The sequence below is a fragment of the Paenisporosarcina sp. OV554 genome (assembly GCF_003058165.1).
GTDB lineage: Bacteria > Bacillota > Bacilli > Bacillales_A > Planococcaceae > Paenisporosarcina.
Genome location: NZ_QBUC01000001.1, coordinates 280,305 through 306,579 on the forward strand (window position 1 = coordinate 280,305; position 26,275 = coordinate 306,579).

The window sequence follows — 26,275 nt, forward strand, 5'->3', positions numbered from 1 at the left end:
GATGTGACGAAGTCACACCGCCATCTTTTTTCATGGAATCTACCGATGTTCCGAAGGATGTAGCCACACTCTTTATTGTCGCAACTATCCAATTTCCTCCTAATTCACAAAAGGAAATACCTGATTCGCTTTTTCACGAGTCAGGTATCTGTTGAAAAACCAACTATTCTTTGTTCTATGGCCGAAAGATGACTTGAAACTTTTGTCGTTCGTGTACGTCTAAAACTATGGCAAAAGAATATAAGATAGACTCATAGAAAAGTATGGGCACTTTCTTATAGAAAAAGATAACAACTGCCTACAAATAAAAGAAAATGAATAAAACGATAAAAAATATAGGGTCTTAACGAAAGTTTGGCTGATTTCGCCAACACCATGATTTGCATATGTATACTCAAGCCATTGAAGGAGAGAATGCTCACAACTAAAAGAGGAAAGAACGTTTCCATCTTAAACAATTGATGAGCTATTTCTAAACCAGCAGTCATTTCAAAAAACGAATAGATAAAGACAGATACTTGATGAGGAACTCCATCAAAAATCACCTTAATAATTTGCCTAATGACCGTACTTATAGTCGTGAAGAAAACAACTGTAGTTGCGACCAATAGTAGAATAGAGGCTGTTTGATTAATGCCTTCACTTAATGGTGAAGTGACGGGTTTGACAATGTGATCATTTTTAACAATTTTTGGCATGGGCACGAATACATGTAGAAACACTAGAAAAACGAGATTGATACTATGTAGAATAAGCAAAAGAATAATACCTGAATTGACAGATGAAAGAAACTGGCTACCAACAACTCCTACAACAAACATGGGGCTAGGAGCATGACAGATACCTAATAAGTGGCTCGCATGTTTTTTACTAATCATGCTTGATTGTGAAAGTGTTGATATTGTGGCAGCACCAGTTGGGAACCCCCCAAATGCACCAATTGCATAGATTTTAATACTATTGCTGACATGGGACTGCCATTTGTTTTTCTTGTAAAGTTCATACAAGAGCCATTGAGAGACGACTAGATAAGGCAATAAATAAGGTAACAATCGCTTTAAAAAGACTTCAAGTCCTAACTGTGCTCCTTGATGGGCAATACCCGGCATAAAAATAAACAATGTCATGAGAAACCAGCAAATGAATAAAATAGTCTTGTGTAGCATGCGGAATTTCCTCGTTTCAACCGTTTTGTCAGAAGTAAAGTGAAAGTGCTACACTATATATATGCAGAAAGAACGCTTGTCATCATGGAGGTGGAGAAACATGTTTAAGAAAAGTACAATTGGCTTTCTCTTAGTCTGTATTTTATTGATTAGCGCAAGTTTTTATCCGGTCGATGCATACATCACAAAACCTGGTGGGGCTTATCCACTAGAACCACTCGTAAGTGTCCAAGGTGGAGACGAAGATGATAAGGGAGTAATGAGTTTAATGACTATCGCATTATCAAAAGCGACGCCATTAACTTATGCATGGGCTAAAGTTTCGGATCATCAAAAAATACTGGAAACTAATCAGGTGAGAAATCCTGATGAAGATGATAAAGAATATAATATTCGCCAACTACATCTCATGTCACAGTCACAGTTCAATGCTATACAAGTAGCATTTGAAAAAGCAGGGAAGCCTTATGAAATTACAACAAAAGGCGTGTTTATTTTAAATGTATTACCTGGTGGAGCAGCTGACGGATTGCTTGAAGCTGGAGATCGAATTATTAAGATAGATGAAGTGGCAAGTGATAATCAACAAAGTTTGGTTGACTATTTGGGAGAAAAAGCTATAGGTGATGTCATCACCTTACAAGTAGAGCGTGAAGGCAAAATCGAGTCAATTGAAGTGGAATTAAAACCGATTCCAAGTGAAACCAGTCGTGCCGGTTTAGGTATTTCGTTTGCTGAAGATAAAGAAATTACCACGACACCAGAAGTAAACATTAAAGCGGATGATATCGGGGGGCCTTCAGCAGGGTTGATGTTTACTTTAGAAATTCTGAATCAGCTAATGGATGAAGATTTAACAAAAGGTTATAATGTGGCAGGAACAGGTACGATGCAAGAAACCGGAGAAGTTGGACGGATTGGCGGAATTGATTTAAAAGTGATTGCTGCAAATGAAGCGGATATCGAGATTTTCTTTGCACCTGATGACGAGTTACCAGAGGAAGTTTTGAAAAATAATCCTTCCTTACGCTCAAATTATTTAGAAGCAAAAGAAGTGGCTGAAAAAATTGGCACGAAAATGAAAATCGTGCCAGTTAAAACAGTTGATGATGCATTAGCGTATTTAGAAGAAATGGAAGCGAAAAAGAATTAAATGATAATCGGTGTTTTGCGAAAATCTAAACCAATGGGACGTTCTATTTTAGACGATTGAAGTCCTAATTGATATAAATCTGTTGCCCGAATATCTAAATCTAATAAAGAGTCTTTTGTTGCTGCAGCTCGACTTACGAGGGGCAACGAAAGGCTTTTTTTCTTTTGATTTAAATATTTTTGACCTTCGTGTGTCATGCCAAGTACACGTAAATAGGTCGGATTTGGATGTGATTTTAATGCATCCCAAGTAAAACCTGTATAAATATGTGTGAGCATGCGTTGAATACGTGTCCAAGTGTATCGTTTAGATTTAACATGTGTCATGAACTCTTCAAATGTTTCGCTTTTAATGGCAGCTTCATAAATTAAATTCTCAATGCCTTCTGTCACTTCTGCATAAGAAGCGAGTTCTTTTAAAGAAGAACGAATAATGGTAAATCGAAGGCGCGGCCAAAACTGTGGCCAGCTGCCAAACACACCGACCGACTCTTTCCATTTCAATAAAAGGTCAAGTGAAGTTTGTGGCATGAAATTTGCCAGTGCATCAATGGATCCTTCTTCGAAAATTGCTTTACGAATGCCAGTTGCGCTTGCTATTGATTGGCTTTCGTCAACCTCATCATGGTAATTAGCTATTATTCGTTGGATAGTAAAAGGCTTCATGCGTGCGTTTATTTGATTTGCTGCTTCTACATAATGATAACCAAGAATATTGTTTGGTTTTGATAAATCCACTAATCGTAAGTTGTTGTCTTTAGTGATCTCAGCGTAAGATTGATTTAAAGACTTGGGATAACTAAATCCAAGTTTCATGTATTGTTTAATCAATTTTTGGTAAGTCTGTTGTTGTGAAGTAATGACTTCATATGTGTTAGTAAAGGGTTCAATTGTACCTTCTTCACTACCAAAACAAAAAGCATCACAACCAAGGGCTTCTAATAATGCAATAGACCCACGTGCAAAGTCGCTGGCTTGTGCTGTGGCAAATACATAAGGAAGTTCAATAACAAGGTCTACGCCAGCTTTTAAGGCCATTTCAGACCGTGTCCATTTATCTACAAGTGAAGGTTCACCACGTTGCAAAAAATTTCCGCTCATTACAGCGATAATAATATCTGCTGCTGTTTTATTACGGGATTCTTTGATATGATAGAAGTGTCCGTTATGAAACGGATTATGTTCGACGACTATACCAGTTGCTTTCAAGATTGTGACCCCCTTTCATATTATTTGATTATACTGGTCAAAATATGGAGTGACAAGAAATTATCTTGACATCTAAATTCCTGCATTATATAATCAACTTTGTTGTCTTGAGGTGATAAACGAATGAAATGGGCAATTCATCAACTATCTAAATATCGCCATGACGGGATGCCAATTGACGAAATGGTACAATTGGATGAAGTTATGACACGTAACCCGGACATCCGGAAAATCTCACCCGTTCATGTAAAAGGGCACTGCACATTTGGTGCAGCGCAAATGACTTGTCATTTTCAACTTACAGGCACCCTTACTTTACCATGTGCTCGCACGTGGGAAGATGTTGAGTATCCGTTTGATATTCAAACAGTTGAACATTTTAGTTGGTCAGAAGCACATAAGGAAGACGATGGTGATATTCATTTTGTAGAAGGCGATGTTATAAATGTCGACCCTGTACTCGAAGAATTAATTATTGTTGAAATCCCTATACAAGTGTTTAAGGAAGGTGCAGAGCATCAACCGATACCTGGCGGCAAAAATTGGTCGTACTTAACAGATGAGGAATTGGCTGCAAAAGAAGAAAATGAACCTAAAAAATCGGATCCTAGACTTGCTGATTTAGCAAAGTATTTTGATCAAACAGACGAATAACGATCTGTAAGGAGGTGCCACCAATGGCTGTACCGTTTAGAAAGACTTCTAAAACAGTAAAAAGAAAACGTCGTACGCATTTCAAATTATCTCTACCTGGAATGGTAGCTTGCCCAAACTGTGGTGAATCGAAATTGGCTCACCATGTTTGTAAATCATGCGGACATTACAAAGGGAAAGAAGTTGTAGCGAGCAAATAATTCAGTATTTGTTCATATTAAAGGCTATCAGAGAGACCATGGCTCTCTGATGGTCTTTTTCTCTATTTACTAGGAGGACAAAACATATGCCATTTACTATTAATCTTGAAGATCAAATAATAAGATTTACCATTAATCGACCACAAGTACGTAATGCAATTAATTTCGACATCATTGTGGGTTTCGAGAAACTAGTTTCAGCTGTACATAATGATTCAACCATAAAGTTTGTCGTCATCACGGGTGAAGGAGACGATGCGTTTTGTTCCGGAGGAGATTTATCTATATTCCACGGACTACATACGGCAAAAGATGCGTTCCCTATGCTTAACCGAATGGCGACAGTCTTATATAACATTGCAACGCTTCCTGTGCCTGTAATTGCGCTTGTAAATGGTCACGCAGTCGGTGGTGGCTGTGAAATCGCCACTGCTTGTGATTATCGTTTAGTGTCTTCCCGAGCTAAGTGCGGCTTTATACAAGGTTCTCTCGCCATCACAAGTGGATGGGGTGGAGGCACTTTTCTATTTGAGAAGCTACCAAGACAAGATATAGCTATGCAAATGTTGAGCCAAGCCAAACCTTTACCTGCGTCTACCATGCTAGATAACGGGTGGGCTACGCAAGTATACCAAGATGACAAAGAACTAGCCTTACACACTTTTCTTGCAGAGATGAAACAAGTAGAAGCTACCGTACATCGTGCCTATAAACAAATGTTAATACGTAAATGGACGGGGCAAAATCTATTAGACCAAATAAGAGAAGAAGTACAAACTTGCTCTCTCCTTTGGGAAGCGGATGAGCATCATCTGGCAGTACAAAAATTCTTAACAAAACGAAAATAACTTCTATTCTTTTTCTTCGCGCATATAGTAGAAAAAAACGCGAGGTGAAGAAGATATGACTGAAGTGAAAAGAAAAGATCAATGGACTACTGAAGATGATCATAAATTAGCAACGACAGTATTGGAAATAGTGAAAAACGGAGGCACTCAAATTCATGCATTTGAAGTGGCTGCAGAAAAGCTATCCCGTACAAAACAGGCTTGCGGTTTTAGATGGAATAAAACATTGAGACATACGTATGGACAAGACTTAAATCATGCAAAACAAAAATATCAACACCCCATGCATACACATTTGAAACAAGCCATGTCTAGTTACGATGAACTGTTAGAAGCGCATAATAGACTCCAAAAAGAACATGCACAGTTGAAAACATTTGTTCAACAAATTCAGCGTGTATGCTCAGAAAGTCCATTATTGCATCAAAAAAATTAAGATAAAAATAGAGGCTGTTTCTTTCAAGATTATTTCTTAAAAGAGACGGCTTTTTTCTATGTTGTTTGTGAAGTTTGAATATTTCTTCATTCAAAGGTTGAAATCGTTTTCATTTTTCGTATAGACTATGAAGGATGGGGTTTCATGTTTAAACAACTTAGGGGGACAACATATGCGAAAAGTGTTAATTGCTAATAGGGGAGAAATTGCCCTTAGAATCATCGAAACATGTAAAAAGTTACATATTGAAACAGTGGCGATATATGCCGAAGCGGATGCTGAATTACCTTATGTAAAAAAAGCAGACACAGCATTTTTAATTGGTCCAAGCCAAGTACAACAATCTTACTTAAAAGCGGATGATATATTAGCTTTAGCGATGCGTGAAGGGGTTGACGCAATTCATCCGGGCTATGGTTTGTTGTCAGAAAATGCAGGTTTTGCAAGGAAGATTGAAGAGGCAGGAATGATCTTTATTGGTCCTCATCCAGAAACTATTGATAAGATGGGCGACAAGATTGGTTCTCGTCAGACGATGCAAGCGGCAGGTGTGCCAGTAGTGCCTGGAACAGATGAAGGCGTACATACAATTGAGGATGCTTTTCAAGAAGCACAGCGAATTGGATATCCAGTTATGCTCAAAGCCAGTAGTGGCGGGGGCGGCATCGGTATGATTCGTTGTGACGATGAGCAAGCGCTCAGTCAGAACTTTGTTTCTGTAAAATCGCGTGCAAAAGCTTATTTCGGAGACGATGTCGTCTTTTTAGAGAAATACATTTCTGGTGGTCGTCATATCGAAGTTCAAATCTTCGGTGATACACATGGTAATATCGTGCATCTGTATGAACGCAATTGTTCTGTTCAACGCAGAAACCAAAAGGTCATCGAAGAGTCACCTTCACCGAATTTCCCACAAGAGGCTCGAGAGCGTTTGTTAAAAGCAGCAGTAGATGCTGCTAAAGCAGTAAATTATCGCAATGCGGGTACAGTAGAATTTATTGTAGACGAAGATAATCAATTCTATTTCCTGGAAATGAATACAAGACTTCAAGTCGAGCATCCAGTGACAGAGGCAGTTACAGGATTTGATTTAGTAGAATGGCAACTACTGGTGGCTAAGGGTGAACCACTTCCAGTAATTAATCAATCGGATATTCACTCAACCGGTCACGCACTAGAGTTCCGAATTTATGCTGAAGATCCTAAAACGTTCTTCCCTTCACCTGGGAATATCAAAACGCTGCAATGGGGATTAACTGAAGGTATCCGAATCGATGCAGGTTACGAAGAAGGAAATAGCGTTACCCCTTTCTATGATCCAATGATTGCAAAAGTAATTGTTCAAGCGGACTCTCGACAAGAAGCAATTAACAAAGCACAAAAATTCTTTTCATCTGTTAGGATTGAAGGAGTTAAAACAAATGTAGCATTGTTCCAAGAATTTTTAGATGCAAAAGCATTCCAAGATGGCACTTACACGACCGCGGTATTACCGCAATGGCTTGAACAACAAAAGGAGGAAATAAAATGAAACAAATTCAATCGACAATGGCAGGGACAGTATTTAGTATCGTAGTACAAGTAGGAGAAGAAATCACAGCTGGGCAAACTGTTATGGTTTTGGAATCAATGAAAATGGAAATTCCAGTTGAAGCTGAAACTGCAGGTAAAGTTGTGAAAATTGAAGCTCAAATTGGTGATTTTGTAAATGAAGGCGATGTATTAGTAACATTTGAATAAAATCACTTGGGGTAAGTGAGATGAATCAAAGGGGGCAACTTAGATGACGGAGAAAACAACATATAACGATCGTTTAGAAGAAAAGCTAACAACTATTTTCGCTGGTGGTCATTCGAAATATCACGAAAAAATGAAAGAACAAAACAAATTATTTGTTCGAGATCGTTTAGCCTTACTTTTTGATAATGGCGAGTATTTAGAAGATGGCCGATTTGCAAACTGTGAAGCAGGTGATCTACCAGCAGATGGTGTCGTAACAGCAACTGGAAAAGTTAATGGACAACAAGTATGTGTGATGGCAAATGATTCAACAGTAAAGGCAGGTTCATGGGGATCGCGTACTGTTGAAAAAATCATTCGCATTCAAGAGATTGCAGAGAAAAATCGAGTACCGATGCTTTATCTAGTCGATTCAGCAGGTGCACGTATTACCGATCAATTAGATATGTTCCCGAACCGACGTGGTGCAGGCAAAATATTCCACAACCAAGTGAGAATGTCTGGATTTGTTCCGCAAATCTGTTTACTATTCGGCCCATCTGCTGCTGGAGGAGCTTACATCCCTGCATTTTGTGATATCGTCATTATGGTTGAAGGAAATGCATCTATGTATTTAGGATCACCACGTATGGCTGAAAAAGTTATAGGTGAAAAAGTAACACTTGAAGAAATGGGTGGAGCTCGCATGCACTGTTCGATTAGTGGGTGTGGTGATGTATTAGTAACTACTGAACAAGAAGCAATTTCTGAAGCTCGCCGTTACTTAGCATACTTCCCAGCGAATTTCACTGAGATGCCGAAAGTGGTAGAACCGAAAGCTATTAAAGAAGGTCGTACTCTTGAAGCGATTATTCCAGAAAATCAAAATGCGCCATTTGATATGTATGAAGCAATCGATCAGTTAATTGATGAAGGTTCACTCTTTGATGTGAAGAAATTGTTTGCTCCGGAAATCATTACTTGTCTTGCACGAATTGAAGGACAAGCTGTCGGAATTATTGCGAACCAACCGAAAGTTAAAGGCGGAGTATTATTTATAGATTCTGCTGACAAAGCTACCAAATTCATTAATTTATGTGATGCTTTTGGTATTCCGTTACTATTCTTAGCTGATGTTCCTGGATTTATGATTGGAACAAAGGTCGAGCGAGCAGGAATCATTCGACATGGTGCAAAGTTAATCATGGCGATGAGTTCTGCAACTGTACCGAAGATTTCAGTCATCGTAAGAAAAGCTTATGGTGCCGGTTTATACGCTATGGCAGGTCCAGCGTTTGAGCCAGACATTTGTATCGCATTACCAACTGCTCAAATTGCAGTAATGGGTCCAGAAGCAGCAGTAAATGCTGTGTTCTCGAACAAAATAGAAGCAATCGAAGATCCGAAAGAACGTTTGCAATTTGTTCAACAAAAACATCAAGAATACAAAGAAGAAATTGATATCTATAAATTAGCATCTGAATTGATCATTGATGAAATTGTTGCACCAAGTAATTTACGTGATGTATTAGCAATGCGCTATCGTGCTTATAGTACGAAACATATTTCACAACCACCTCGTAAACATCCAGTTTATCCAGTATAATCAATAGCAAGAGGAAGGTCTGCCGTACGTTGGTAGACCTTTTCATTTATAGGATGTTCAAAAAGTCCGCTAAAAATAGCTTCGCATCTCTTCGTTGGCTTGCTTCTCCGCTCCTCACGTATTAAAAGCATACGCTCCGGTGCTCGAAGACTAAGCCGCCTAAGGCCAACAGGAAGTTGGTCACTCAGGTGTTGCCGCAGGAAGTGGCGCTCTTAACCTGAGTTCCAAAAAAGGCTCTTTTTGTGCTCCTTTTTGAACTTATTTAAGATTTAAGGGAGTTGATTATGAATTGAACGTGGTCATTGTCGGTGCGGGTGCGATTGGATTGCTGATTGGCTCATTATTAAGTGAGGAAAAACATGAAATTACATACATAACACGGACGACTGAACAAGCGGAAAACTTAAGGAATCACGGAGTTACACTCGTCCATACCAATGGAGAAAAAGTTCGTTCGCATGTCTCCGCTTTTGCAGAATATAGGCAAGCCCCAACAGATGCATTGTGGATAATAGCTGTAAAGTATCATCATTTACATGACATAAAAGAAAATTTAATGTCACTACCACTGACTACGCCGATGTTATTTATTCAAAATGGAATTGCACATTTACAGTGGATTAATCAGTTGCAACATGAACAGATATATATTGCCACAATTGAGCACGGTGCAATTAAAGATAATGCGACCACCGTTATTCATAAAGGGATTGGATTAACGAAAATTGCTCCATACAAAAAAACGCCTAACACATATATGGATATGTCGATTTTTCAAACACCTAAATTTCAAATAGAAATGGTAGAAGACGCTTATGCTATCACATTGAGAAAAGCAGTATTAAACGCTTGTATAAATCCGATAACGACGATTCTACTTATAGAGAATGGGAAACTGATTTCAAATAAACAAGCCTTTCAATTAATGCACTCATTATTTCTGGAAATGCAAACGGCCTTTCCAGAAATCTCATCTATGTTAACCTTCGAAGATGTAAAGGCACTTTGCGAAAAAACATCTTCAAACAAATCTTCCATGCTTCAAGATCGATTAAATCATCGTCAAAGTGAAATCGAACCAATAGTAGGAGAATTGTTAAATTTGGCAGCAGGGAGAGAAAAACAGTTGCCCCTTTTACGAACGCTTTATCAATTAGTGTTAGCTATTGATGAAAAAGGTGAGCAACATGAGTAACTTTTTTCAACTAATTATTAGTTTTCTTTTAGTTTTTCCTATTGCCATATTTATCGTGGTATTTATTGTTTCTCAAAAACTAAATAGAAAAACGACAAAAGCCTTTGGTCATGCAGCAGATGTAACGACATTGGTACTATTTTTTGCAGTTCCGATTGCGGTTCAATCCTTATTTAAAATCGAGACTGTTGGATTCTTGGTAGGTATGGCGTTATTCTTAAGCGTCATACTGACATTTCAAGAGTGGAAGTCTCAAAATGAAATTGAGTTAATTCCACTTATTAGAAAAATATGGAGATTTTTGTTTATAGTTTTAAGCGCAACATTCTTTATTGTGTGGTGTATAGGTTTCGTCTTTAAAGTAATAGAATTTGTAAATTAAAGTCCGATAAGTCGTTTGTTTTTCCTGTCGTGCCACCAAATGATATACTCGATTTGTATTTACACGCAAAAGGGGTTTACCATGATGAAATTTGACCAAATTGAACAACCAAATAGTAGTCCTTTCCTAGTGGATTTTCATGCTCAAAAAAAAGAACTATTAACGTATTTTCATTATTTACCGAATAAAACTTCATATGAAAATCGAGCTTTATCATTGAAGTCGCATCAAGTAAACAGAGAGCAACTAACAGCTGTCGTTCGCGAATACATGACAAAATTCCCGAAAAATGATGCAGTAGATTTACACTTAGCTGAGTTGGAAAAAGACGCTCTAGTAGTTATTGGTGGTCAGCAAGCTGGCTTACTGACAGGACCACTTTATTCCGTACATAAAGCACTATCAATTATTTTATTAGCTAAACAACAACGACAAGCATTAGGAATTCCGGTCGTTCCAGTATTTTGGATTGCTGGAGAAGACCACGACTTAGATGAAATCAATTCAACATTTACGCCGAATTTGGGGAGATTACAAAAACATACGTACAATGATCGTCCAAATCGTAAACAAATGGCCTCTGAAACATCAGTAGAAGCTGAAAAATTACAATCTTTCATTCGGGATGTTTTTAAGCAGTTTACTGAAACAATTTATACAAAAGAATTGCTTCAAAAATGCCTGAACATGACACTTCATGTTTCTTCATACAGTCATTTCTTTGCAGTGATGATGCATGACTTTTTCTCGAATGAAGGATTGTTATTAATAGATGCCGCCTATAAACCACTTAGAGAATATGAATCAGCTTATTTTGTGAAGATGATTGAACATTCCAAAGAGATTGCAACACTCGTGGTTGAACAAGAAAGAGATTTTCAACTAGCGGGCTACGGTCAACCAATACAAGCCTCAGAAGATAGTGCGAATTTGTTTGTTGTTGAAAATGGAGAACGCTTTTTACTGAGGTACAACAACGGAGAATTTTTTAATGAAGCTGCAGGTCTTCGATTCTCTAAGCGACAATTGCTTGATATTGCGATTAAGCAACCCGAACGGTTAAGTAATAATGTGGTTACTCGTCCTCTTATGCAAGAAATGGTATTCCCAGTCTTGGCGTTTATTGGAGGTCCTGGGGAATTAGCATATTGGGCTGCATTTAAAACAATGTTCGAACATTTTGACATGGAACTACCAGTCATGGTGCCAAGATTGTCCATAACGATGGTGGACAAAAAGTCTGATCAATATTTAAATGAATTAGATTTACAAGTCGAGAGTGTTTTCAATGGAGAGCTACAGTCACGTAAACAAGATTTCATTAACGATATTAAAGATGATGATGCTGAAGAAATGATACTTGAAATTCAACAAACGTTAATCGAACAATATCAAAAATTAGAAAATCACTTATCTAATGCTGGACCGACATTGAACCTTGTCACGAAGAAAAATTTAGAACACCATAACAAACAGTTCATGTACTTAAGTCGGAAAATAGAAGATACCAATTTATTACGCCATGATGTGACGATTCGAAAGTATAATCATATCGAAGGCACTCTATTTCCTGAGTACACTTTACAAGAAAGATGGTTCAGTCCGTTATTATTTTTAAATGAAGTAGGTCCAGCATTAATTGACGATCTATTATCACAACCATTCGAATTTAATGGCAAACATATAATCCTTACTTTTTAATGATCAAAGCCTTCTCATTTTTTGAGACGGCTTTTTTCTATGGAGGAAAAGGGTTTCAATCTGTTTCAACAAGTACTATTATCACATTTTTTGGTATTTCGTAATTTTTTTTTATAAACTGGTGGAGGAAAGTGGGGGGATGTGGTACATTTATGAGAATAAGTGGGGTGACTAGCATGTTCATGGGAGAATATCAACATAGCGTTGATGCGAAAGGCCGTCTTATTATACCGGCAAAATTTCGCGAGCACCTGGATGAGACATTTGTGATAACACGAGGTCTTGATAACTGCTTATTCGGCTATCCTATGAATGAATGGCGAAAACTCGAAGAAAAATTAAAAGCTCTACCTGTGACAAAAAAAGATGCTCGTGCTTTCACACGATTCTTCTTTTCTGGTGCGACTGAAGTTGAAATTGACAAACAAGGCCGTATAAACATTCCTAGTACATTATTGTCCCATGCAAAAGTTGAAAAGGAATGTATTGTTCTTGGCGTATCAAACCGTATTGAAATTTGGGCAAAAGATTCTTGGACATCTTATTTTGAAGAATCAGAGGACTCATTTAACGACTTGGCAGAAAATATGATCGGCTTTGATATATAAACGTTCGAAGGCTAACATCGCGACGTCCTACTCCTGCGTTTACTCGTCGCAAAATGCAGTACGAAGAAATTTTATCGCGACGCCTTCATGACCCACATCTTGTTGGGCTGAGCGCAAAAGCGCCACTATAGCTCGACGCAGGTGCTGGAATAGAAAAACATTATTGAATTTAAAAAGGAGGACGATTCAGTGTTCAACCATACAACAGTATTACTTCACGAAACAGTTGACGGATTGAACATTCGTCCAGATGGTATATATGTAGACTGTACCTTAGGTGGCGCAGGACACAGTGAGTATTTAGTTCAACAATTAAATGATCAGGGTAAGTTAATATGTTTTGACCAAGATACTACTGCTATTGAAAATGCGAAAATAAGGTTAGCAGACCATCTTCATAAAGTGACGTTTGTACATGCAAATTTCCGTGACATAAAAGCGAATTTACAAGAATTAGGAATAGATAGAGTTGATGGCATTCTTTACGATTTAGGAGTATCTTCCCCACAACTAGATACACCTGAACGAGGTTTTAGTTACAATCACGATGCACCATTAGATATGAGAATGGATATGACAGCCTCCTTATCAGCTTACGATGTTGTAAACGACTGGGAATTTAATGATTTAGTTCGAATTTTCTATCGTTATGGCGAAGAAAAGTTTTCTAAACAAATCGCACGCAAAATTGAAGAAGCTCGAAAAATTGCGCCCATAGAAACTACAGGGCAACTGGTTGAACTGATTAAAGAGGGAATTCCAGCACCTGCTAGAAGAAAAGGTGGTCATCCTGCAAAACGAGTATTCCAAGCAATACGAATTGCTGTAAATGATGAACTGGGAGCTGCCGAAGAATCACTACAAGATGCTTTAGAGCTACTTGCTGTTAATGGGCGTATTAGTGTTATTACATTCCATTCTTTAGAAGACCGAATAACCAAAACAATCTTTAAAGAAGCAGCATCATATCCAGAATTACCACCAAATTTACCTGTTATCCCAGAGGGCATGGAGCCACATTTCAAATTAGTTACACGCAAGCCAATTTTACCAAGTGAAGAAGAATTACTGCATAATAATCGCTCCAGATCAGCCAAACTTAGAATTGCCGAAAAAATAAAAGATGAGGGAAGTGTTTAAATGGCTATGCACGCTAGAACACAAACAAATTACATTAAGCAGCCTGTCGTTAATCCACAGCCTGCAGTCAACCCAACTATTAAACCAAATCGTAAAATTATTACAAAAGGTGAAAAGGTATTAATTGCTCTCTTCGTATCTGTCGTAGCATTGTTTAGCGTGATGATTCTACAAACACAAGCTAGTATTTATGCTGCAAACCAAGACATTCGATCAATTGAACAACAAATTGATGAAACCAAAAAACAAAATACGGATTTGTCCATTCAAGTAAGCGAACTCTCAAAGTATGAACGTGTTTGGGAAAAAGCAAAAGCATTAGGCTTGAAGCTGAACGAGCAAAATGTGAAGGTTGTACAGGGACAATGAAAAAGAAATTTCGATTTCAATGGGGAGCCTTTCTGATGTTTTTGTTATACGGAGGGCTCTTTTTTCTATTGTTGTCACGGATGATTTTTATCCAAGTCACGGGAGAAGCAGATGGGCAGGCACTTGCTGCAAAAGCTGCTGCTAAGTACGAAAGAGAACAAATTATAAATGCTAGTCGTGGAAAAATTTTAGACAAAAATGGGGAAGTCATCGCAGAAGATACATTAAGTTATCGTTTAGTTGCGGTGCTAAGTCCCGAAGCCACAGACAATGCAAAAAACCCGAAACATGTAAATGATGTAGAAAAAACTGCGACTGTTCTTGCACAATATATCCCATTATCTAAAGAGAAGTTAGTGGAACGCTTGTCAAAAGAAGGCGTTTATCAAGTAGAGTTTGGATCAGCAGGTCGCGACATTAGTCATGAAGTTATGACGAAAATAAAAAAACAAAAATTACCGGGTCTTGTTTTTGTACGAGATTGGAAACGTTTTTATCCAAATGGAACGTTTTCTTCGCACCTAATTGGATTTGCTGTAAAAGAAGAACAACCAGATGGAACGTTTCAAACTATAGGCAAAATGGGCCTTGAATCGATTTATAATAAACAATTAACAGGGAAAAACGGGAAAGTTCAATACGATGGTGATTTGTGGGGTTACTTGTTACCAAATTCTAAAGAAATGGTGACACCTGCTCAAGATGGATATCAAATTCACTTGACACTCGATAAAACGGTTCAAAACTTTCTTGAGGATGCCATGACTAGAGTAGAGAAAGAATACTCACCCACAAGTATGGTGGCAATGGTAGCCGATCCGAAAACAGGGGAAATTTTAGCTATGAGCCAACGTCCATCATTCGATCCAGAGACGCGAGAAGGACTTACGTCAAATTGGTTGAATGAAACGATTGAAAATACGATAGAGCCAGGTTCCACTATGAAAACATTTACAGTGGCAGCCGCAATGGAAGAAAAAAAATGGAACCCGAACGATTGGTACCAATCAGGTAAATATACCTTACTCGACACTACTATCCGAGATCATAACTTAAAAGGGTGGGGGAATATTACGTTTTTAGAAGGTTTCCAGAGATCTTCTAACGTGGCAATGGCTTATTTACTTGAAAGATTAGGAGATACTGCATTTCTTGAGTACCTAGACAAATTCGGATTTGGCAAGAAAACAGGGATTGACCTTCCGAATGAAGCAAGTGGGAAAATCATAAGTAAATATCCACTTGACCGTCTTGTTTCCACCTTTGGTCAAGGTTCTACGGTAACTCCTATGCAGCTCATTCAAGCTGAAACCGCCATTGCAAATGACGGTATGATGATGAAGCCGTATGTAATTGAAAAAATTGTAAACCCATTAACTAAAGAAGTTATGCACGATTCTAAACCTGAAGTAGCAGGAAAACCAATTTCTGCGGACACTGCAAAGAAAATGAGAGAATTGTTAGCTTCTACAGTGACTTCTGAACACGGAACTGCAGCACGATTCGAGCTAACTGATTATACCGTGGCGGGAAAAACGGGAACAGCTCAGATTCCGAACGAGGTAGGTAAATATCTAGCAGGTTATGAAAATTACTTGTACTCATTCCTTGGAATGGCTCCAGCTGAAGATCCTCAACTAGTTGTTTATGTGGCGGTAACAAAACCAAAATTAGAAGCGACAGAAGTTGGGTCCATGCCAGTATCTGAAATATTCAAATCCGTTACAGAAAATAGCTTGAAATACTTGAACATCAAACCTGAAGAAGTGAAATCTACACCAGCTGTGACTCTTCCAAATGTTAAAGAGAAAGATGTTGCGGTGGCTGAAAGTCAAATGATTGAACAAAAGATGAAACCAGTTGTTATCGGTAATACTGAAAAAGGAAAGATTACTGAACAATTTCCTTCAGCAGGTACTGAAATTCTACCAGGTAGTTTAGTAATGTTGAAAACGGATGGACCAATAACCATTCCTGACTTTACAAATTGGTCAAAACGACATGTCTTGGTCTACCAAATGTTATCAGGACTAAATATTGAAGTCGTTGGCAACGGATATGTGGTTAGTCAAAGTGTCTCCAAAGGAACTGTAACGAACGAACAAGCACCAATCGTAATTAAATTAGAAACTCCTGAAGTTACTAATAAAAAAGCTGAAAAAGAAATAGAAAAAGAGGGAGAAGAAAAGCTCCCTCAAGATTAAATGTTGAATAGGTACTCCATTCCAGTCATATCTTGTTAAAAAACAGGGTGTGGTTTTATGAAGGCAGGAGTGCCTCATCAATTGAGAATCAGAGTTCGAACAATGCTTCTTATCTTTTTTTGTTTAAGTGTTGCGTCTGTAGGGAAACTAGTCGTGATGCAGTTTTTTCAATATGAATGGCTTACGCAGAAAGCAGAAGAGAATTGGGATCGCGAAATACCTTTTTCTCAAACGAGGGGTAATATCCGAGATCGAGACGGAGAATTAATTGTAGGAAGCAAACTAGCTCCCACCCTTTATTTTATGCCTGCTCAAAGCAAAGATGTTGAAAGTGCAGCTGCCAAACTTAGCGTTGCTCTAAATACGGATGAAAAAAAACTTCTAGATCAAATGAGTCAAAAAACATTTTTGATTAAATTGGCACCTGAAGGCAAAAACATCGAGCTTGGTACAGCTCTTGATATCCAATCTTTACAAATCCCAGGATTGTATACAGGTGTTGATTATGTTCGAGATTACCCACATGACGAGTTGTTATCGCGTCTTCTAGGATTTACAGGATATGACCATCAAGGGCTAGCTGGAATTGAATTCCAATATAATGAATATTTAACGTCAACTCAATCTACTTTACGCTTATTTACAGATGCGAAAGGAAGCTCACTTCCTCATGTGAATGATGGTTGGGGCAAAGGAAAAGATGGAGCGACTGTTGAATTAACCATTGATTTAGACGTTCATGAGATTATGGAACGGGCACTTTCCCAGGCTATGAAAAAATATGATGCTGATCAAGCTATGGGAATTGCTATGAATCCTAAAACTGGCGAGATTTTATCTCTAGCATCATTTCCCACTTTCCATCCATTGGAATATGACAAAGTGAGTCCTAGCGTTTATAATCAGAACTTGCCTGTGTCAATGACATTTGAGCCGGGTTCTACGTTTAAAATTATTACACTTGCCGCTGCTCTAGAAGAAGGTAAAGTGGATTTGAAAAATGATTCATTTTATGATCCTGGTTATGCAATAGTGGAAGATACAAGATTACGATGTTGGAAAAGAACAGGACATAAACACCAATCATTTTTAGAAGTGGTTGAGAACTCATGTAATCCAGGTTTTATTGAACTAGGTCAACGTGTTGGACGTGAAAAACTGTCGCAATACATACGTGATTTCGGTTTTGGGCAAAAAACAGGATCATCCATTGCGGGAGAGTCCTCAGGAATATTGTTTTCTAAAGAAAGTTATGGACCAGTCGAGCATGCGACTACATCGTTCGGCCAAGGAATTTCCACAACACCCATTCAACAAGTTCAAGCAGTCGCAGCAGCAGTTAATGGCGGAACTTTGTTTCAACCTTATGTCGTGAAACGGATTTATAACGAACAAACGAACGAGGTCATTAAAGAAAATGAACCAACTAAAGTCCGACAAGTTGTATCCGAAGATACTTCCAAAAAAGTTAGGGAAGCATTAGAATCTGTTGTGGCTAAGGGTTCAGGACGTAATGCTTTTCGTGATACAATGAGAATTGGCGGTAAAACAGGGACTGCACAGAAGGCTGTAAATGGCCGTTACGTTGAAGGACAGTACATTGTATCGTTTATTGGTTTTGCACCTGCTAACGACCCTGAAATCGTCGTTTACGTAGCGATAGACAATCCGAAACATGTTTTACAGTTTGGTGGGGTAATTGCTGCACCAATTGTAGGGGAAATTATTGAAGATAGCGCGCCTTTTATTGGATTCAATTACAGCAAAGATCAACTGTCTAAAGAGTATAGATGGGGTGATAGTATAGAGCGGGAAGTTCCAGATTTAGTAGGGCAAGAAAAAAATAAGATTATGATGGTAGATGAACCATTTAAAATTGAATGGCACGGGACCGGAACGAAAATTATATCCCAGCTTCCACAAGCAGAAAGTTTACTGTCTGTTGATGGTACGATTCATTTGTACTTAGGTGAATAATATTAATAACGACAACCATCGTTTATCCGAAGGAGAATACATATGACACTCGCAACAACATTAATGATCGTAGGAATCGGATTTCTACTTACAGTTCTTTTAACACCTATTTTCATTCCGATATTGAAAAGGATGAAATTTGGTCAAAGTATTCGTGAAGAAGGTCCGCAATCACACATGAAAAAGGCAGGAACCCCTACAATGGGTGGCCTTGTGTTTATTGTCTCGATAGTTATCACAACATTAGGCGTGGCTTTCTATTTAGAAATGCTGACTACACAAACGATTGTGTTGGTTTTAGTGTTTGTTGGTTTTGGATTAATCGGGTTTTTAGACGACTTTATAAAAGTTGTTCTTAAAAGAAATTTAGGCTTGACATCATTACAAAAAATAATTGGTCAAATCATTATTGCAGTTGCTTCCTTTTTACTTCTTAATCAAGGGCCTTTCGAAACAACTGTAAGTGTCCCATTTACTGATTGGTCAGTTGATCTTGGGATTGCATATGTAGCGTTCTTGATTTTTTGGCTCGTAGGCTTTTCAAATGCTGTGAATTTAACAGATGGCTTAGACGGACTTGTCTCAGGTACAGCATCAATTGCTTTTACAACCTTCGGGGTTCTAGCATTAGTTTATCACCAGCTAGACATCGCGATTTTCGCCTTTGCTGTTACAGGAGCTCTTCTTGGATTCTTAATATTCAATGCAAACCCAGCAAAATTATTTATGGGTGACACTGGTTCCTTGGCACTTGGCGGAGCACTGGCAATGGTGTCTATATTAGTCAAACAGGAGCTATTGCTCGTTATCGTAGGTGTGATTTTTGTAGCAGAGACGTTATCCGTAATTCTTCAAGTAATTAGTTTTAAAACAACAGGAAAACGGATTTTCAAAATGAGTCCTCTTCATCATCATTTTGAATTGTCTGGTTGGTCTGAATGGAAAGTGGTTGTGGTCTTCTGGTCAACAGCTTTCCTTGCAGCCTTTATTGTCGTAATGCTGGAGGTATTGTAATGAAAAAAACCACTGAGTTCAAAGCAAAAAAAGTTCTCGTATTAGGCCTCGCAAAGAGTGGGGTAGCTGCAGCAGAAATTCTTCATAAATTGGGCGCATTCGTTACTGTAAATGATTCAAAGCCCTTTGAAGAAAGCCCAGATGCACAAAATTTATTAAGTAAGGGTATTACCGTTATTTGTGGTCGACACCCAGAAGATTTACTGGACGAAGGTTTTGAATATGTGATTAAAAATCCAGGTATTCCTTATAGTAATCCGATTGTTAGTGATGCGATAAATAGAGGGATTCCCGTTTGGACTGAAATAGAAATAGCCTATTTAATTAGCGAAGCTCCTTTTATTGGAATCACAGGCTCAAATGGTAAAACTACTACAACGACCTTGCTATTCCACATGTTAAATCAAGGTGGTCAAAACCCTTTAATTGCTGGGAATATTGGAACAGTTGCATGTAAAGTTGCCGAAGAAGCACAAGCGGACCAAGTGATTGTTACAGAACTTTCTTCTTTCCAATTAATGGGTGTTGATACTTTTCAACCGAGAATTGCTATCCTCACAAATTTATATGAAGCACATTTAGACTACCATGGTTCTTTTGAAAAATATGGGGATGCCAAATATGGGGTAACCAAGAACCAAACAAATGACGATGTTTTTATTTACAACGCAGATCAACCTGAAGTTGTAAAATACGCTAGTTTGTCCCATGCAAAACTAATCCCATTCTCTACAAAAGGTCGTAAAGAAGATGGTATAAGTGGAGATGCAGAATATATCTATTGGAAAGGTGAACCTTATCTGGAAAGAAAATTAATTGCGTTGCCAGGTGAGCATAATCTAGAAAATATATTATCTGCTGTTGCCACGGCTATCTTAATGGATTGCCCTAAGGAAACAATACAACATGTTTTGACGTCCTTTACAGGAGTTAAACATAGAACACAATTCTTGCGCGAATGGAAGAAACGAAAGTTCTACAATGACTCTAAAGCAACAAACACATTAGCTACAAGAAGTGCTCTTGCTGCATTCGACCAGCCAGTAATTTTACTTGCAGGTGGTTTAGAGCGTGGACATTCATTTGAAGAGTTACGGAAAGATATGAATCACGTAAAAGCAGTGGTTGCATTTGGTCAGACTAGTGATCGTCTTATTGACTTTGCAGCTTCATGTGGAGTGGAAATCATAAAAAAAGTAGAAAACATTCAACAAGCTGTTAAAGTGGCAACAGATCTGTCCGAGCCAGAAGATATTATTTTACTTTCGCCTGCTTGTGCGAGTTGGGATCAATACCCAAACTTTGAGTTGCGTGGCGAAGATTTTATCAAAGCTGTATTTGAAATTAAGTAATATCATTACCAGATGAAGGGATGCCAACACTGCATAAAAAACCGACACATATTTTTCTATTTACAAGTTTACTAATAACCGTGATTGGATATTGTTTTGTTTACTCTGCCGGTTCTTACTGGGGAAAAGTACACTATGAAGATAGTCTTCCATTCTTTTGGAAACAAATTATGTACGGCACTTTAGGGATGTTATGTGCTTGGGTGATTTATAGACTTCCTTTTATTCATCAACAGAAGTTTTGGCTTGGCGCTTATATATCATCAATATTTTTACTATTTGCAGTTTACATCCCTGGACTTGGGATTGTGAGAAATGGCTCACAAAGTTGGATTCAAATTGCTGGGTTTAGTTTACAACCTGCAGAATTTGTGAAAATATCAGTCATGGGATTTTTAGCATGTATTTTAGCTAAAACAATGAATGATAAAAAAAGGAAGTATTTTGCCCCATTATTAATTTGCTTAGTACCAGCTGGAATCATTCTAGTGCAACCTGACTTTGGTTCTGCTTTTTTATTAATTGTAGGAGCATTTTCACTATTATTTATTGCCGGTTTCCCAATTCGTTTTTTTATGGGCTTAGGTACTTTAGGAGTTTTAGCACTCGTTGGCTTAATCGTATCTGCTCCTTATCGCTTAAAACGGATTTCCGCATTCCTTGATCCATGGGAAGATGCTTTAAATAGTGGCTTCCAAGGCATTCAATCTCTGCTAGCCATTGGACCGTCAGGGTTGTTTGGACATGGGTTTGGTCAAAGTAGACAAAAGTTTTTGTATCTTCCTGAACCTCAAAATGATTTTATCTTCTCGATAATTGTTGAAGAAATGGGTTTCTTTGGAGCGGTAATTCTGATTAGCTTATTCCTTATTTTCTTATTTACAGGATACCGTTTAGCTATTTCCTCTTCAACAAAAGTGGGTTTTTATGCAATAGCAGGACTCCAGTCCATGATTGGATTCCAAATTTTTTTAAATATCGGTGTAGTCATCGGGTTATTTCCGGTAACTGGTGTAACTTTGCCATTTATAAGTTACGGTGGTTCATCGCTGTTATCAACTTGGCTTATCGTGGGTCTGATTCTTCGTTTTTCAAAAGATTAATAGAGTAGGAAAGGAGTGAATAACGTGGATAAAATTATCGACATTGAAGACAGAATTCCAACGCTGAGAGAGCGACGGAAAAAGAGAACAAATCGCAAGTTCACGTTATTGCTCGTTATTTTCCTTGTCACTTTATTTGGTCTCCTCTACTTTCAATCTCCGTATAGTCAGGTGAAAAAAATAGTCGTTAAAGGGGCTAACTTAACGAATAGTGACCAGTATATTGAACAAAGTGGTTTACAAAAAGGACAATCAATGTGGGAAATTAGGACAAGCAATGCCGAAGAACTATTGCTGAAAAACGATTTGATTCAAGATGTTACAGTTAAACGAAATGGCTTAACTTCTGTGGGAATTGAAGTTACAGAATGGAAAAAAGCAGCGTATCTCCAATCCGAAACAGGGTATGCCATCGTCCTTGAGAATGGGAAAGTATTTCAATCTGATAAGGTATTAGCTCCCGTAGATGCCCCGTTACTTAGCGGTTTTGATAACCCAAAAATCAGAGGTCGTATGGTAAATGAACTTTCTAAATTAAATGGACAAGTACTATCCATGATTTCGCAAATTGAATCTGTACCTTCAAAAGCAGATCCGTATCGAATCAGACTTTTTATGAATGATGGATATGAAGTAAGAGCAGTAATCCAGTCGTTTGCTGAAAAAATGAATTATTATCCGTCAATTATTGCTCAAATTGGTGATACCGACAAAGGTGTAATTGATATAGAAGTGGGTTCGTTTTTTCAAACGTATCTAGATATGTATAACCCGCAACCAAAGGAGGGGGAAGATGAAGAAATTCCAGAATAGACCAACTCGTTCGTCTGTGAATAAACGCATCATTTTTTCTCTGGTATGTTTGGTGTTGGGATTTATCTTAGCCTATTCATATAGTTTATCGAGCAGTAAAAAGCTAAGTGGACAAGCTTCCAGTAGTAAATATTTTGAGCAAGAGGAACAATATCGTGAAGACCTCATCCACCAAAAAGAACGCAATAAAGAATTGACCACTGAGTTAGAAGCAAGACAACAGCAAGTAAGGGAAATTGAAAAGTCCCTCTCAGGTAGTGAAGAACAGTATGAGAATTTAATTCAGGAAGCTGAAGATTTGAGACTTCTACTAGGGCTCCTTCCTGCAACTGGTAAAGGTGTGAAGATACAACTCGAAGATGCAGAGTATAACCCATCTTCAGTTAATCCAAATGATTACATAGTTCATGAAAGTCATGTGTTCCAAGTGCTGAATGAATTGAAAATATCTGGTTCTGAAGCCATTACCATAAATGGCCAACGACTACATGCCAATTCCTATATAAAATGTAATGGTCCCGTCATTACAATTGATGGAGAGCAATTTCCTGCACCTTTTATTATCGAAGCAATTGGCGATCCATCAGTCTTAGTGCCATCACTTCAACTTGCAGGTGGAGTACTAGATCAACTAGTGAACGATAATATTGTGGTAACAATTGAAGAGAAATCAAAAATCGAAATGCCAGCATTGTAACCCGAAAAGCGGAGGTGCGGACTGGCCTGCGCAGCTAGACAACAAGAAAAGCTGAAAACGCCATTTTAGCCCGACGCCGGCGCTGGAAGGATGAAAGACGAATATTTCTTCATTCTGACCCTGTAAATGGCCCGCGGGCTGGCGTTTGAAACTAGACACAAGAAAGCTGAAAACGCCATTTTAGAGAATGAAATGAAATAAATTTGTTATTCGAGGGGAAGGAGCGGTGCAATGAAACAAGGTGTCTATGTCCGCTTCACAATAATTTTGTTGATTGTCGGCTTTATGATTGCAGTGCAATACAACACTGTGCAAAAACCAGAATCACGAGATACTCGAGATATGTGGGAAATTAGACAAGAACTAACTGTTGAGAAAGAACTGCACTCCGAGCTACTTTCAAAAATTCGAGACGTCAATCAAACAATTACAAAATATGAAAATTTGCAATCCGAAAGTCCTGCTCAAGCATTAAATGAAACGCTAGATATGTTACGAACAAACGCTGGATTAACGGAAGTGACAGGACCAGGATTAGAACTTACCATTGAGCCTTCTTTAGAAGGACAGGCTCTTGGTCAAGAAGTAACGAGTATTTCACCTGATTTGCTGGTTCAATTATTAAATGAAATCAATCGTTTTAATGGACATGATGTATCAATTGATGGCAAACGAATCATTCATTCTTCTCCGATTCGGGATATTAATGGAAAAACGACAGTTAATAGTTTAATCGTACGTACACCACCATTTCTGATTCAGATTGGGACAGAGACGTTTGAGGATGCAGAAATACTTTACAATCATTTAAAATCTTCGATGATAGCTGATGATTTTTTTATTGATAATTTAACCTTAACAATAGAAGAACCCAAAGATCTAATTAGGGTTCCAGCTTTCGACCAAAATATTAAAAATACTTATTTGAAAAATGCATCTAAAGGAGATTAACTTATGTGGTTGCCATTACTCGGATTAATCTTAGGAATATCTTTGGGTTTATTAACAGATATTCAAATCCCTTCAGTGTATGAAAACTATTTATCTATAGCAGTACTGGCAGCACTTGATACATTATTTGGAGGAATTCGAGCACAATTACAACAAATTTATGATGATAAAGTGTTTGTATCTGGGTTCTTTTTTAATATTGCCTTAGCTGCTGGACTAGCTTTTCTAGGAGTTCACTTGGGAGTTGACTTGTATTTGGCTGCGATTTTTGCTTTTGGTGTTCGTCTTTTCCAAAACATCGCAATGATTAGAAGAATCATATTAACCAAATGGACTGACAGAAAAGGGACTATTGACTAAAAAACAGTCTAATAGAAGGAAAATTGACAACTTTTAACGTTTTACTTAGACAAGCTTGATAGAATGCAATAGAATGGACAGTAAAGAGTTGTTGAAGGAGGTGCCACGGATTGAATCAGACAGAATTATATGTTTCTCTTGATATTGGTTCATCATCGATTAAGGTACTTATCGGAGAAATGACAAATGGTAGTTTAAATGTCATTGGTGTAGGCAATGTTAAGTCGAATGGAATACGAAAAGGCGCAATTGTTGATATTGATGCGACCGTGCAATCTATAAAAAAAGCAATTGAACAAGCAGAACGAATGATCGGAATGTCTATTAATGAAGTCGTACTAGGTATACCTGCTAACCAAGCAATGTTGCACCATGTAAAAGGCGTAGTGGCAGTAAATAGTGAAAATCGCGAAATTACAGATGATGATTTAGACCGTGTAATAGAATCAGCACAAGTTATGTCTATTCCACCGGAACGAGAATTAGTAAATTTAGTGCCAAAACAATTTATCGTGGATCATTTAGATGAAATTAAAGATCCAAGAGGTATGATTGGTATTCGTTTGGAAATGGATGGCACGATGTTGACGACCTCTAAAACGATTTTACATAATGTATTACGTTGTGTAGAACGTGCAGGTCTTCAAATTCGCGAAATTTATTTACAACCACTTGCATCAGGATATTTTGCATTATCGGAAGACGAAAAAAATCATGGTACCGCATTCATTGATATTGGTGGTGGTTCTACTACGATTGCTATTTTCCAAGAAGGACATTTAACACATACATCCGTTCTGCCAGTAGGTGGAGACCACTTGACTAAAGATTTGTCTATAATCTTAAAAACACCAACTGAACAAGCGGAAAAAATTAAACATCAATATGGACATGCTTTTTATGATGACGCATCTGATGATGAATTGTTTGAAGTGCCAGAAATTGGTGCAGATATAAAAGAACAATATAGTCAGAGATACATATCTGAAATTATTGGTGTCCGTTTAGAAGAGTTATTTGAATTAGTCTTAGAAGAATTTTATCGTATGGGTCTTCAAGATTTACCGGGTGGAGTAGTTATTTCAGGAGGGGTAGCAAAATTAGAAGGGCTTACACAATTAGCTCGTCATATTTTGCAAACGCGTGTCCGACTTTATACACCTGAGTATATTGGAGTCCGTGAGGCCAGTTACGCGACAGCAGTTGGCCTAATACGTTACGCTCATATGGAAGATCAATTCTATAACCGCCTTGGTGGAAGTAGTGCACTAGGTCAATCCAAGAAACCCGAGCATAGCTCACCAGTACCAAAAAAACAAAAACACTCGAATAATGTAAACGAAGAAGACAAAGAAAGCGTTATGGGGAAAGCACGTAAATTCCTCGATAAATTTTTCGAATAATACAAGAAATAGACAA

At 38.0% G+C, this 26,275-nt stretch carries 26 protein-coding genes; 24 read left to right on the top strand and 2 right to left on the bottom strand.

Annotation, left to right across the window (positions count from 1 at the left end; all coding sequences use genetic code 11):
• Positions 1-275: 275 nt before the first annotated feature.
• On the bottom strand, positions 276-1,127 hold the full coding sequence (locus C8K15_RS01310; RefSeq protein ID WP_233260348.1) for a hypothetical protein: 852 nt from the start codon (positions 1,125-1,127) through the stop codon (positions 276-278).
• A 139-nt stretch (positions 1,128-1,266) separates the two neighbouring features.
• Here C8K15_RS01310 and C8K15_RS01315 point away from each other — a divergent pair, with 139 nt between their 5' ends.
• On the top strand, positions 1,267-2,319 hold the full coding sequence (locus C8K15_RS01315; RefSeq protein WP_108584501.1) for a SepM family pheromone-processing serine protease: 1,053 nt from the start codon (positions 1,267-1,269) through the stop codon (positions 2,317-2,319).
• On the opposite strand, the gene C8K15_RS01320 is transcribed toward C8K15_RS01315, so the two are convergent.
• Positions 2,316-3,527 (bottom strand): nucleotidyltransferase, encoded by a 1,212-nt coding sequence (locus C8K15_RS01320; protein ID WP_108584503.1) that lies wholly within the window; start codon positions 3,525-3,527, stop codon positions 2,316-2,318. The genes C8K15_RS01315 and C8K15_RS01320 overlap by 4 nt on opposite strands.
• A 123-nt stretch (positions 3,528-3,650) precedes the next feature.
• On the opposite strand from C8K15_RS01320, the gene C8K15_RS01325 reads away from it, so the two are divergent.
• The 23 genes from C8K15_RS01325 (at position 3,651) to ftsA (ending at position 26,259) form a co-directional block, all read left to right on the top strand.
• Complete coding sequence (locus tag C8K15_RS01325) at positions 3,651-4,181, top strand: YceD family protein (RefSeq protein ID WP_108584504.1); 531 nt, start codon at positions 3,651-3,653, stop codon at positions 4,179-4,181.
• 23 nt (positions 4,182-4,204) lie between these two features.
• Positions 4,205-4,381, top strand: a complete 177-nt coding sequence (gene rpmF / locus C8K15_RS01330; RefSeq protein ID WP_024535098.1) for a 50S ribosomal protein L32 — start codon at positions 4,205-4,207, stop codon at positions 4,379-4,381.
• A gap of 86 nt (positions 4,382-4,467) precedes the next feature.
• Positions 4,468-5,229, top strand: coding sequence for an enoyl-CoA hydratase/isomerase family protein (locus C8K15_RS01335; RefSeq protein WP_108584505.1), 762 nt, complete (start codon positions 4,468-4,470; stop codon positions 5,227-5,229).
• A gap of 55 nt (positions 5,230-5,284) precedes the next feature.
• Complete coding sequence (locus C8K15_RS01340) at positions 5,285-5,665, top strand: transcriptional regulator (RefSeq protein WP_024535096.1); 381 nt, start codon at positions 5,285-5,287, stop codon at positions 5,663-5,665.
• A 172-nt stretch (positions 5,666-5,837) separates the two neighbouring features.
• Positions 5,838-7,196: an acetyl-CoA carboxylase biotin carboxylase subunit gene (locus C8K15_RS01345; RefSeq protein WP_108584506.1), complete on the top strand. Its 1,359-nt coding sequence runs from the start codon at positions 5,838-5,840 to the stop codon at positions 7,194-7,196.
• Entirely contained in the window at positions 7,193-7,405 is a 213-nt protein-coding gene (locus C8K15_RS01350) for an acetyl-CoA carboxylase biotin carboxyl carrier protein subunit (protein WP_108584508.1), read from the top strand. The genes C8K15_RS01345 and C8K15_RS01350 overlap by 4 nt, the downstream gene beginning before the upstream one ends.
• Before the next feature lie 43 nt (positions 7,406-7,448).
• Positions 7,449-8,990, top strand: a complete 1,542-nt coding sequence (locus C8K15_RS01355; protein ID WP_108584509.1) for an acyl-CoA carboxylase subunit beta — start codon at positions 7,449-7,451, stop codon at positions 8,988-8,990.
• 295 nt (positions 8,991-9,285) lie between these two features.
• Positions 9,286-10,185, top strand: coding sequence for a ketopantoate reductase family protein (locus tag C8K15_RS01360; RefSeq protein ID WP_233260354.1), 900 nt, complete (start codon positions 9,286-9,288; stop codon positions 10,183-10,185).
• Positions 10,178-10,567: a DUF3397 family protein gene (locus C8K15_RS01365; protein WP_108584512.1), complete on the top strand. Its 390-nt coding sequence runs from the start codon at positions 10,178-10,180 to the stop codon at positions 10,565-10,567. The genes C8K15_RS01360 and C8K15_RS01365 overlap by 8 nt, the downstream gene beginning before the upstream one ends.
• A gap of 84 nt (positions 10,568-10,651) precedes the next feature.
• Positions 10,652-12,268: a bacillithiol biosynthesis cysteine-adding enzyme BshC gene (gene bshC, locus C8K15_RS01370; RefSeq protein ID WP_108584514.1), complete on the top strand. Its 1,617-nt coding sequence runs from the start codon at positions 10,652-10,654 to the stop codon at positions 12,266-12,268.
• Between the two features lie 176 nt (positions 12,269-12,444).
• A complete protein-coding gene (mraZ, locus tag C8K15_RS01375) occupies positions 12,445-12,876 on the top strand; it encodes a division/cell wall cluster transcriptional repressor MraZ (protein WP_108584515.1) in 432 nt (143 codons plus the stop codon).
• 189 nt (positions 12,877-13,065) lie between these two features.
• Complete coding sequence (gene rsmH, locus C8K15_RS01380; protein ID WP_108584517.1) at positions 13,066-14,016, top strand: 16S rRNA (cytosine(1402)-N(4))-methyltransferase RsmH; 951 nt, start codon at positions 13,066-13,068, stop codon at positions 14,014-14,016.
• A complete protein-coding gene (ftsL, locus tag C8K15_RS01385) occupies positions 14,017-14,385 on the top strand; it encodes a cell division protein FtsL (protein WP_108584518.1) in 369 nt (122 codons plus the stop codon).
• An 80-nt stretch (positions 14,386-14,465) separates the two neighbouring features.
• The gene (locus C8K15_RS01390) at positions 14,466-16,589 is read left to right on the top strand and encodes a penicillin-binding protein (RefSeq protein ID WP_483310825.1); all 2,124 of its coding nucleotides are present in this window, start codon (positions 14,466-14,468) and stop codon (positions 16,587-16,589) included.
• A gap of 57 nt (positions 16,590-16,646) precedes the next feature.
• On the top strand, positions 16,647-18,566 hold the full coding sequence (locus C8K15_RS01395) for a penicillin-binding transpeptidase domain-containing protein (protein WP_108584520.1): 1,920 nt from the start codon (positions 16,647-16,649) through the stop codon (positions 18,564-18,566).
• 42 nt (positions 18,567-18,608) lie between these two features.
• Positions 18,609-19,580 carry a phospho-N-acetylmuramoyl-pentapeptide-transferase gene (gene mraY / locus C8K15_RS01400; protein WP_108584521.1) on the top strand — a complete coding sequence of 324 codons (972 nt, stop codon included), beginning with the start codon at positions 18,609-18,611 and terminating at the stop codon, positions 19,578-19,580.
• Entirely contained in the window at positions 19,580-20,932 is a 1,353-nt protein-coding gene (gene murD / locus C8K15_RS01405) for a UDP-N-acetylmuramoyl-L-alanine--D-glutamate ligase (RefSeq protein ID WP_108584522.1), read from the top strand. Before mraY ends, murD begins: the two co-directional genes overlap by 1 nt.
• 20 nt (positions 20,933-20,952) lie before the next feature.
• Positions 20,953-22,035 carry a putative lipid II flippase FtsW gene (gene ftsW, locus C8K15_RS01410; RefSeq protein ID WP_108584524.1) on the top strand — a complete coding sequence of 361 codons (1,083 nt, stop codon included), beginning with the start codon at positions 20,953-20,955 and terminating at the stop codon, positions 22,033-22,035.
• 24 nt (positions 22,036-22,059) lie between these two features.
• Entirely contained in the window at positions 22,060-22,848 is a 789-nt protein-coding gene (locus C8K15_RS01415; protein WP_108584525.1) for a cell division protein FtsQ/DivIB, read from the top strand.
• Complete coding sequence (locus tag C8K15_RS01420) at positions 22,829-23,545, top strand: DUF881 domain-containing protein (RefSeq protein ID WP_108584527.1); 717 nt, start codon at positions 22,829-22,831, stop codon at positions 23,543-23,545. The genes C8K15_RS01415 and C8K15_RS01420 overlap by 20 nt, the downstream gene beginning before the upstream one ends.
• A 231-nt stretch (positions 23,546-23,776) precedes the next feature.
• Complete coding sequence (locus C8K15_RS01425) at positions 23,777-24,496, top strand: DUF881 domain-containing protein (protein ID WP_108584529.1); 720 nt, start codon at positions 23,777-23,779, stop codon at positions 24,494-24,496.
• A 3-nt stretch (positions 24,497-24,499) separates the two neighbouring features.
• Positions 24,500-24,856 carry a small basic family protein gene (locus C8K15_RS01430; RefSeq protein ID WP_108584530.1) on the top strand — a complete coding sequence of 119 codons (357 nt, stop codon included), beginning with the start codon at positions 24,500-24,502 and terminating at the stop codon, positions 24,854-24,856.
• A gap of 110 nt (positions 24,857-24,966) precedes the next feature.
• Positions 24,967-26,259, top strand: coding sequence for a cell division protein FtsA (gene ftsA, locus C8K15_RS01435; protein WP_108584531.1), 1,293 nt, complete (start codon positions 24,967-24,969; stop codon positions 26,257-26,259).
• The last annotated feature ends 16 nt before the right edge of the window (positions 26,260-26,275 follow it).

Coding starts and splice junctions, on each gene's coding strand:
- mraY (WP_108584521.1), top strand. CDS start 18,609: ATGACACTCGCAACAACATTAATGATCGTAGGAATCGGATTTCTACTT.
- ftsW (WP_108584524.1), top strand. CDS start 20,953: ATGCCAACACTGCATAAAAAACCGACACATATTTTTCTATTTACAAGT.
- C8K15_RS01315 (WP_108584501.1), top strand. CDS start 1,267: ATGTTTAAGAAAAGTACAATTGGCTTTCTCTTAGTCTGTATTTTATTG.
- rpmF (WP_024535098.1), top strand. CDS start 4,205: ATGGCTGTACCGTTTAGAAAGACTTCTAAAACAGTAAAAAGAAAACGT.
- C8K15_RS01350 (WP_108584508.1), top strand. CDS start 7,193: ATGAAACAAATTCAATCGACAATGGCAGGGACAGTATTTAGTATCGTA.
- murD (WP_108584522.1), top strand. CDS start 19,580: ATGAAAAAAACCACTGAGTTCAAAGCAAAAAAAGTTCTCGTATTAGGC.
- C8K15_RS01355 (WP_108584509.1), top strand. CDS start 7,449: ATGACGGAGAAAACAACATATAACGATCGTTTAGAAGAAAAGCTAACA.
- C8K15_RS01390 (WP_483310825.1), top strand. CDS start 14,466: ATGATTTTTATCCAAGTCACGGGAGAAGCAGATGGGCAGGCACTTGCT.
- C8K15_RS01335 (WP_108584505.1), top strand. CDS start 4,468: ATGCCATTTACTATTAATCTTGAAGATCAAATAATAAGATTTACCATT.
- C8K15_RS01420 (WP_108584527.1), top strand. CDS start 22,829: ATGAAGAAATTCCAGAATAGACCAACTCGTTCGTCTGTGAATAAACGC.
- bshC (WP_108584514.1), top strand. CDS start 10,652: ATGAAATTTGACCAAATTGAACAACCAAATAGTAGTCCTTTCCTAGTG.
- ftsL (WP_108584518.1), top strand. CDS start 14,017: ATGGCTATGCACGCTAGAACACAAACAAATTACATTAAGCAGCCTGTC.
- C8K15_RS01395 (WP_108584520.1), top strand. CDS start 16,647: ATGAAGGCAGGAGTGCCTCATCAATTGAGAATCAGAGTTCGAACAATG.
- C8K15_RS01430 (WP_108584530.1), top strand. CDS start 24,500: ATGTGGTTGCCATTACTCGGATTAATCTTAGGAATATCTTTGGGTTTA.
- C8K15_RS01310 (WP_233260348.1), bottom strand. CDS start 1,127: ATGACATTGTTTATTTTTATGCCGGGTATTGCCCATCAAGGAGCACAG.
- C8K15_RS01325 (WP_108584504.1), top strand. CDS start 3,651: ATGAAATGGGCAATTCATCAACTATCTAAATATCGCCATGACGGGATG.
- C8K15_RS01345 (WP_108584506.1), top strand. CDS start 5,838: ATGCGAAAAGTGTTAATTGCTAATAGGGGAGAAATTGCCCTTAGAATC.
- C8K15_RS01365 (WP_108584512.1), top strand. CDS start 10,178: ATGAGTAACTTTTTTCAACTAATTATTAGTTTTCTTTTAGTTTTTCCT.
- C8K15_RS01340 (WP_024535096.1), top strand. CDS start 5,285: ATGACTGAAGTGAAAAGAAAAGATCAATGGACTACTGAAGATGATCAT.
- mraZ (WP_108584515.1), top strand. CDS start 12,445: ATGTTCATGGGAGAATATCAACATAGCGTTGATGCGAAAGGCCGTCTT.
- C8K15_RS01425 (WP_108584529.1), top strand. CDS start 23,777: ATGAAACAAGGTGTCTATGTCCGCTTCACAATAATTTTGTTGATTGTC.